Below are 7,279 nucleotides of genomic sequence, written 5' to 3'. Positions count from 1 at the left end.
CGCGTGCGGCGGGGCCGGTCGCGTCTCGGGGACCGGACGGCGCGAGGCGGTGGCGGGGGTCGTCGAACGGGGGCACCGCTCGTCCTCCCGAACGGCCCCGTGGTTCGTCCAGGGGCGCACGGGCAGCCGCGCACGGGGGTGCTCCCGGCCCCGGGCGGATCAGGGTGCGTCGACCTCCTCGGGGTCGGCCTCGTAGCTGATCCCGTACATCTCCTCGGACTCCGCGTCCCCGTCCTCGCGGCGGCTCCGGCGCTTCTCCGCCTTCTGGGCCCGCCGCTCCTCCCTGCGCTGGACGCGCAGCTCCGCTCGGGCCTCCTTACGCGCGGCGCGCTCCGCCCTCTTCTCCTTCCTGGCCCGCTCCCGCACGCGCTGGCGTTCGGCGAAGCGCTCGGCCTCGGACGGCTCCCGCTGTTCGGCCCCGTCCTCGTCGTCCTCCCGCGGGTGCAACGGCGTCACCGTCGCCAACCCCTCGCCCACCGGCACGGGCTCGGGCAGCTCCGCCTCAGCCTCCTTCCCGGGCTCCTCCTTCACCGGGGCCTCGGCGGCCGCCGCGAAGGCCAGACGCATCCTGCGCGTGTACCACCAGTTGGCGATCCAGGCCGCGATCGCCGCGGCCACCCCGACCTCCAGAGCGGCGACGAGCCCCACCTGCCAGGACGAGGGGCCGATGTCGGTGAGCCGCTCCGCGCCCAGGGAACCGCCCGCGAGCTCCCCCAGGGCCGCGCAGACCATGCCCGTGGTCACCCCGCACACGAACCCCCACAGCGGCGCCGCCTCGCTGACCACGTCCGGTGCGCTGCGCTGGGTCAGCACCCCGCCGACCGCGCCCGCCACGAACGGAACGGCCAGCGCCGCGAGCGACGCCACGGGCGCGGCGCCGTTCGTCGGCAGGGCCGCCAGCATGGGAAACATCGGCAGCGCCCCGACGGACACACCCGTGGGCGCCACGATGGTCGCCTCCCCCATCGTGAACCCCGGCCCCAGGGCGTAGCAGACCGCGAACACGATCGCGTTGGGCAGATAGGCGATCTGTACGAGCAGGAGCAGTGTCCCCCCGACCAACCCGGGGGCGAGCGCGCGGGTCGCGTCCACCGCCTCGGGCAGGTTCACCGCCAGCGCGGCGAGGAACAGCAGCAGACCGCCCAGCAGCAGAGAGCCGGTGGCGGCGCCCATCCCCACGAGCAGGGAGCGCGCACGGCCCGGCATGAGGCCCAGCAGCGCGCCGACCGCCACATCGCGGTCCCGCATCATCTGGCGCAGCGACCCCAGCCCCCCGGCCAGGAACGCGATGACGAAGCCCATCACCAGCGCACGCGGCATGCTGGGCTCCATGGTGTCGGTACGCGCCAGCAGGGCGAGCGTGCCCGCGATCGCCGCGTAGGGCCCGGCGATCGCCAACGCCGCCCGGTAGACGTGCCGCAACCGGCCGATCTCGCAGCTGCGCGCCAACCATCGGCCCGACCGGTACAGGAGCAGGGCCGGAATGAGGACGAGCCCGATCGGTAGCAGTCCGAACTGCCCGCCCTCGATCGCGAAGGACACGTGGTGGCTCACCAACCACGCCAGCACGGCCCCCTGGAGGAGTTCGACGACCTCCTCGCCGAAGGGCGAGTGCGGCGCGGCCACCCACCCGACGATGGTCAACGTGACGATCACGGCGAGACCGATGCCCGCGGCGGTGGCGGCGGCGACCCCGCCGGTCGGGTAGAGCGGCCGCGGCCCGGGTGAGGGGTGGCGGGGCGCGTCGACCGGTGTGCCGCTCGGCCGCTTCCGGCCTCGGTCAGGGGGAGATCCTGGCGTACTCACCCGACTTATGCTGCCAGGGACCGGAATGCTCCGTGGTATCCCGGCGTCGCGTGTCGTGGGCGAGCCAACCCTACGCCCCGCACCTTCGTCCCACCATGGGAGACGAGACACACCCGACATCCCCGGAGGCGAGCACTCCCATGACCCGCCCCCTCTCCGACGACCAACGCGACGAGGCCCTGGAAGCGCTGCGGACGGCACGCTCGGCCGGATGGCTGATCACGACCCAGCACGAGACCCGCACGGAGGCGGTCCTGCACGCGACCACCGTCTCCGACCTGTTCCCGATCTTCGACGACCTCCCCCGGCGATTCCGTCCCGCGTTCCTGAGGAAGGGCACGGTACCCACCGCGCTGCCCTTCGTCGGATTCGCCCTGTCGGTCGGAGCCTTCCTCGCGGTCGCCGCCACCCATCCCCTCGCCATGTTCACCTGGGCTCCGATCCTGATGCTGTGCGCGGTCCTCAACTTCGCCGGGATCGTCTGGGTCGGCGTCCGGTCCGGCCGTCGGTCCGGTCACGGTGGCCGAGCGGGCGATGGTGGCGCCGGAGGGGGTTGGTTCGGTGGCGGAGGAGGCGATGGAGGCGGAGGCGGTGGCGGTGGCGGTGGCGGTGGCGTGTGACCCGCCCGCCGAGCCGACGCACGGGCGAACCGGAACCCGACGGCGACAGACGACGTCCTAACGTGAGAAGCGGGCCACCCCCGTCACACCTTCCGAAGGAAACACCCATGAGCGGCCCCGACCACGGCTACCGACTGTCCGACGACGAACGCGACGACGCCCTGAACCTGCTGCGGACGGCGCTCTCGGAGGGGCGTTTGGACCTGGAGGAGCACGAGTCCCGCTCGAACACGGCCCTGCACGCGGTCACCACCGCCGACCTGGCCCCGCTCTTCGCGGATCTCCCGCCGCGCCTGCACCCCACGACGCTCACGGANNNCCCCCCCCGCCGAACCGGCGGCCCGGGCCCCGAGTGCGCCCACGGCCCCGAGCGGCGACGAGCGCGGGGGACCCCGGCCGACCGCACTGCTGATCTGGGGTGGGCTCCTCTTCGCGATGTGGGGCATGCCCGCGATCGCCAGCGGCAACGTCTACGCCATCGTCGGCTGGCTGGCCTTCTTCGCCCTGGTCATGGTGCCCGGCCTGTCAGTGGCCACCACACGCGGCGTCCGTGCCAGGAAGCAGCGGCGCGGACTCGGTGGCGACCGCGGCGAGATCGAGGGCGGATAGGAGAACGGCCCCGCCCCCACACGGGGGACGGGGCCGGCACGGCGCGGTGTCCTAGAACAGCTCGCGCACCAGCTTGGCGGTCTCGCTGGGGGTCTTGCCGACCTTCACGCCGACGGCCTCCAGGGCCTCCTTCTTCGCGGCCGCGGTGCCGGAGGAACCCGACACGATCGCACCCGCGTGGCCCATGGTCTTGCCTTCGGGGGCGGTGAACCCGGCCACGTAGCCGACGACCGGCTTGGACACGTTGTCCTTGATGAAGTCGGCGGCGCGCTCCTCGGCGTCACCACCGATCTCACCGATCATGACGATCGCGTCGGTGTCGGGGTCGGCCTCGAAGGCGGCGAGCGCGTCGATGTGCGTGGTCCCGATGATCGGGTCGCCACCGATGCCCACGGCCGAGGAGAAGCCGATGTCACGCAGCTCGTACATCATCTGGTAGGTCAGCGTCCCGGACTTGGACACCAGCCCGATGCGGCCCGGCTTGGTGATGTCGGCCGGGATGATGCCCGCGTTGGACTGCCCCGGCGTGATCAGACCCGGGCAGTTGGGGCCGATGATCCGCGTCTTGTTGCCCTTGGCGCCCGCGTGGGCCCAGAACACGGCGGTGTCGTGGACCGGGATGCCCTCGGTGATGACGACCGCGAGGCCGATCTCGGCGTCGATCGCCTCGATGACCGCGTCCTTGCAGAACTTCGGCGGGACGAAGATGACGGTGACGTCGGCGCCGGTGGCCTCCATGCCCTCGGCGACCGAGCCGAAGACGGGAACCTCGGTGCCGTCGAAGTCGACGCTCTGCCCGGCCTTGCGCGGGTTCACGCCACCGACGATGTTGGTGCCCGACGCGAGCATGCGGCGGGTGTGCTTGGTGCCCTCAGAGCCGGTCATGCCCTGGACCAGCACCTTGCTGTCCTTGTTCAGGAAGATAGCCATGGTGTCCGTTCCCCTACTTCGCCGCGAGCTCGGCGGCCTGAGCGGCGGCGCCGTCCATCGTGTCGACCTGTCGCACGGCCGGGTGGGCGCGCTTGGTGAGGATGTCGCGGCCCAGCTCGGCGTTGTTGCCGTCCAGGCGGACGACGAGCGGCTTGGAGACGTCCTCGCCGCGGCCCTCCAGCATCTCCAGGGCCTGGACGATGCCGTTGGCGACGGCGTCGCAGGCGGTGATGCCGCCGAAGACGTTGACGAACACGCTCTTGACCGCCGGGTCGCCGAGGATGATCTCCAGGCCGTTGGCCATGACCTCGGCGGACGCCCCGCCGCCGATGTCGAGGAAGTTGGCGGGCTTGACGTTGCCGTGCGCCTCGCCGGCGTAGGCGACCACGTCCAGGGTGGACATGACCAGGCCCGCGCCGTTGCCGATGATGCCGACCTCGCCGTCGAGCTTGACGTAGTTGAGGCCCTTCGCCTTGGCGGCGACCTCGAGCGGGTCACCCTCCTCCGGGAAGGTGAGGCTCTCCAGGTCCTGGCGGAACTCGGCGTTCTCGTCCAGGGTCACCTTGCCGTCGAGGGCGACGACACGGCCGTCCTTGGTGAGGATGAGCGGGTTGACCTCGACGAGGTTCGCGTCCTTGCCGACGAAGGCGTCCCACAGCTTGGTGATGACCTCGGCGGCGCCTTCCGCGGCGGCCTGCGGGAGCTTGCCCGCCTTGACGATCTCCGCGGCGACGTCGGCGGGAGCGCCGGTCAGCGGGTTGACGGCGATCTTGGCGACCGCGTCGGGGTTGGAGACCGCGACCTCCTCGATCTCCACGCCTCCCTCGGCGGAGCAGATCGACAGGAAGGTGCGGTTCGCACGGTCCAGCAGGAAGGAGAAGTAGTACTCCTCCGCGATGTCGGAGGCTTCCTCGACCAGGACGCGGTGGACCGTGTGGCCCTTGATGTCCATTCCGAGGATCTGCTCGGCCTTGGCCTGGGCGTCCTCGGGGCCCTCGGCGACCTTCACACCGCCAGCCTTGCCGCGGCCACCGGTCTTGACCTGCGCCTTGACGACGACGCGCGGCTTACCGGCGGCGGCGAACTCCTCAGCGATGGCACGTGCCTCAGCGGCCGTGCTCGCCACCTTCCCCTGGGGTACGGGAACCCCGTACTCTGCGAAGAGTTGCTTCGCCTGGTATTCGAACAGGTCCACGAGGGTCCGTCCTTGTAACTCGCTGGCTCAAGAGTGTCTGCCGGGGTGGCCTCGTCCGGATCGGCTGTGACCCACTGATCATGTGTCACACGACGCGCAGCCTCGTGGGCTGAGCCGCTACAGAAGATCGAGAACGCCGCGGAGTTGCCACCCGCGACATGCGCAAAGCTTAGTCGCCCGGCATCCGGGCGACGGACACCGGGGGCGTGTTGTCCAGGGCCGTTCCGGCTCGATCACCACGCATACGGCGTTGCGCGCCGCCCCCGATGGGAATTCGTGTGACCAGAGACACCTCCAATCACACCAGACGGGACGGTTTCACCCGTTGTGCGATGCGACGAAGGTCACCCGTGCGCGGTGGCCGGACGCACGTTCTCCCGCACCCAGTCGGCGATCTCGGCGGTCGGCGCACCGGGCGTGAAGATCTTGGCGACCCCCATCCGCTCCAGCTCCTCGATGTCGGCGTCGGGGATGATGCCCCCGCCGAAGACCCGGATGTCGGTCGCGTCGTTCTCGCGGAGCAGCTCCATGACACGGGCGAAGATGGTCATGTGGGCGCCGGAGAGCACGGACAGACCGATCGCGTCGGCGTCCTCCTGGAGCGCGGCGGCCACGATCATCTCAGGGGTCTGCCGCAGCCCGGTGTAGATCACCTCGACCCCGGCGTCGCGTAGCACGCGGGCGACGATCTTGACCCCGCGATCGTGCCCGTCCAGACCAGGCTTGGCGACGACGACCCTTGTCATGGCGCACCCCTTTCGTGAGAAGCGTAACCCAGGGGTGGACACCGTGCTCAGGGGTATCTTGCCCGCATGGGGGAGAACTTCGAACAGATCAGCACCGACGACCTGCGGGACCGCGCCGTGGAACTCGCGCGCAAGCGGTGGGACGTGCGTTTCTTCTGGCGCCTGCTCGGTCTCATCCCGGCGGCCGAGGCGGTCGCGGGCAACATGGAGGCGAGCGAGGCCAGCGTCGCGCAGGCGTCCGGATTCCTGTACGAGGCCCTGTCCGTGGAGACGGACCCGAAAGTCCAGGAGGCGCTGCGCCCCGTCTACGTCGAGTACCTCAGGGAGCACGGGGAGCAGGGGAGCTGAACGTCCGAAAACCGCCAGCCCGGGGTCCGGCACGTCGGTGAGTATGGATCCATGGACGACGACCAGCGCTACCGCGCCGTGCACAGCCGCGACGCCCGCTTCGACGGGGTGTTCTACACAGCGGTGCGCACGACCGGTATCTACTGCCGCCCCAGCTGTCCGGCGGTGACCCCGAAGCGGGAGAACACGCGCTTCTTCCCGTCAGCCGCCGCTGCCCAGGAGTCCGGCTTCCGGGCGTGCAAGCGCTGCCGCCCCGACCGGACCCCGGGTTCGCCCGAGTGGAACCTGCGGGCCGACGTCGTGGGGCGCGCGATGCGACTCATCCAGGACGGCGCGGTGGACCGGGGCGGGGTCGGTGCCCTGGCGGCGGCGGTCGGCTACAGCGAACGTCAACTCAACCGGCTGCTGACCGCTGAGCTGGGGGCGGGGGCCCTGGCTCTGGCCAGGACCGAGCGCGCCCAGACCGCCCGCATCCTCGTGGAGACCACCGACATGCCGTTGGCCGACGTGGCCTTCGCGTCGGGCTTCTCCAGCATCCGCCAGTTCAACGAGACCATGCGCGCGGTCTTCGACCGGAGCCCGAGCGAGATGCGCGCGGGCGGCCCGGCGCCGGAGGGATCACTCACCCTCCGACTGCCCTACCGGGAACCGATCGACCTCGACCGGATGCTGCGGTTCCTCGGCGACCGCGCGGTGCCGGGGGTGGAGGAGTTCCGGGACGGCGCGTACCGCCGTACGCTGGCCCTCCCCCACGGCCCCGGCATCGTCGAACTGTCCCCGGGGAGGGGGCACGTCGTGTGCCGGCTCCGGCTGTCCGAGCCGAGCGACCTGATGAGCGCCGTCCGGCGGTGCCGGCTGCTGCTGGATCTGGACGCCGACCCGCGCGCGGTACTCGAGGCCCTGCGGGCCGACCCTGTTCTCGGCCCGACCGTGACCGCGTACCCGGGAATCCGCTCCCCCGGGCACGTGGACCCGGCCGAGCTGGCCGTCCGCGCGGTGCTGGGGCAGCAGGTCTCCGTCCGGGC

8 protein-coding genes and 1 pseudogene are annotated in these 7,279 nt (G+C 71.4%); 5 read left to right on the top strand and 4 right to left on the bottom strand.

Annotated features, from left to right (window positions below):
- Window positions 1-159 precede the first annotated feature (159 nt).
- Entirely contained in the window at window positions 160-1,806 is a 1,647-nt protein-coding gene (locus D471_RS0107485) for a cell division protein PerM (protein ID WP_026127504.1), read from the bottom strand.
- A 140-nt stretch (window positions 1,807-1,946) separates the two neighbouring features.
- Here D471_RS0107485 and D471_RS40760 point away from each other — a divergent pair, with 140 nt between their 5' ends.
- The 3 genes and pseudogenes from D471_RS40760 to D471_RS40755 all read left to right on the top strand — a co-directional run bounded on the left by D471_RS40760 (window position 1,947) and on the right by D471_RS40755 (window position 3,035).
- A complete protein-coding gene (locus D471_RS40760; RefSeq protein WP_017598039.1) occupies window positions 1,947-2,426 on the top strand; it encodes a DUF1707 SHOCT-like domain-containing protein in 480 nt (159 codons plus the stop codon).
- A gap of 107 nt (window positions 2,427-2,533) precedes the next feature.
- Window positions 2,534-2,653: pseudogene (locus D471_RS42625) on the top strand (DUF1707 SHOCT-like domain-containing protein); the annotation flags it as partial.
- 217 nt (window positions 2,654-2,870) lie between these two features.
- Window positions 2,871-3,035: a hypothetical protein gene (locus tag D471_RS40755; RefSeq protein WP_017598037.1), complete on the top strand. Its 165-nt coding sequence runs from the start codon at window positions 2,871-2,873 to the stop codon at window positions 3,033-3,035.
- 51 nt (window positions 3,036-3,086) lie between these two features.
- On the opposite strand, the gene sucD is transcribed toward D471_RS40755, so the two are convergent.
- The 3 genes from sucD to D471_RS0107455 all read right to left on the bottom strand — a co-directional run bounded on the left by sucD (window position 3,087) and on the right by D471_RS0107455 (window position 5,906).
- Window positions 3,087-3,965: a succinate--CoA ligase subunit alpha gene (sucD, locus tag D471_RS0107465; RefSeq protein ID WP_017598036.1), complete on the bottom strand. Its 879-nt coding sequence runs from the start codon at window positions 3,963-3,965 to the stop codon at window positions 3,087-3,089.
- A 13-nt stretch (window positions 3,966-3,978) separates the two neighbouring features.
- Window positions 3,979-5,160, bottom strand: a complete 1,182-nt coding sequence (sucC, locus tag D471_RS0107460) for an ADP-forming succinate--CoA ligase subunit beta (protein WP_017598035.1) — start codon at window positions 5,158-5,160, stop codon at window positions 3,979-3,981.
- A 344-nt stretch (window positions 5,161-5,504) separates the two neighbouring features.
- Window positions 5,505-5,906, bottom strand: a complete 402-nt coding sequence (locus D471_RS0107455; RefSeq protein ID WP_017598034.1) for a cobalamin B12-binding domain-containing protein — start codon at window positions 5,904-5,906, stop codon at window positions 5,505-5,507.
- Window positions 5,907-5,972: 66 nt separating this feature from the next.
- Between D471_RS0107455 and D471_RS0107450 the strand changes: the two genes are divergently transcribed.
- The gene (locus D471_RS0107450) at window positions 5,973-6,254 is read left to right on the top strand and encodes a hypothetical protein (RefSeq protein ID WP_017598033.1); all 282 of its coding nucleotides are present in this window, start codon (window positions 5,973-5,975) and stop codon (window positions 6,252-6,254) included.
- Between the two features lie 51 nt (window positions 6,255-6,305).
- Window positions 6,306-7,279: bifunctional transcriptional activator/DNA repair enzyme AdaA (locus D471_RS0107445; RefSeq protein WP_017598032.1), on the top strand; the 974-nt coding region annotated here is incomplete at its 3' end.

The organism is Nocardiopsis lucentensis DSM 44048, from assembly GCF_000341125.1.
GTDB classification, from domain to species: Bacteria; Actinomycetota; Actinomycetes; order Streptosporangiales; family Streptosporangiaceae; genus Nocardiopsis; species Nocardiopsis lucentensis.
The sequence above is the reverse complement of the archived record's forward strand: the minus strand, read 5'-3'. Positions and strand labels throughout refer to the sequence as shown.